The organism is Vibrio sp. 2134-1, from assembly GCF_033339495.1.
This window is the reverse complement of sequence record NZ_JAWOUS010000436.1, coordinates 1-694: the sequence shown is the minus strand read 5'-3', so window position 1 is coordinate 694 and position 694 is coordinate 1. Positions and strand designations below refer to the sequence as shown.

The 694-nt window shown below is 45.7% G+C and carries 1 protein-coding gene; it reads right to left on the bottom strand.

Annotation, left to right across the window (positions count from 1 at the left end):
• The coding region (locus R7R78_RS26470; protein ID WP_225474655.1) for a GGDEF domain-containing protein at window positions 1-694 on the bottom strand (694 nt) is incomplete at both ends.

Here is a 694-nt window from a genome sequence, read left to right as displayed (position 1 = left end):
TACGTAATCGCTCAGCAAAATAGCATGCTTGCTCTTGGTTGGTATGCGGTAATAGCACAGTAAACTCTTCGCCACCAAAGCGAGATGCGACGTCACTGTGACGAATGTTGTCTCGGATGCACTTCGCGACCAGTTGAATCGCAGAGTCACCTACATCATGGCCGTAAGTATCATTGATAGTCTTAAAGTTATCGATATCGAACACAGCCAATGCCACGTTCTTCTTCGTCATTTTATTACGCCAAACGGCCTGCATTCCTCTGCGGTTGAGCAGCCCTGTCATTGGGTCTCTTGCAGCAAGATCTTTAAAGTAGAGACGTTCGGTGTGCATGTTGACATAAAACAGTACTACGGTACTTAATACGTAAATAAAGACCGCGACCATGATGCTGTACTTTTCAAAGAACGTTAAATTCTTAATCTCGCTCCATAAGTTATATTCGTAATAAATACTGTGATTGGCACTCAAGCGCTCTTTTTCAATGGGCTTGATCCGCACGGCATCTTCAGGAATCGTTTGGAAATTGGAAACTAAGTGCAGCTTCCCGACAAGGTTTTCAGAAGTCGTGAGCAGCGCATCGACATCAAAATCAATCGTGAGCACCCCTTGGTGGACGCCTTTTTCGTACATTGGCCCTGTTGAACTGATGATTTGCCCTTCCATGGAATCAAGCATCGGCCCAGGCCCAGCCAA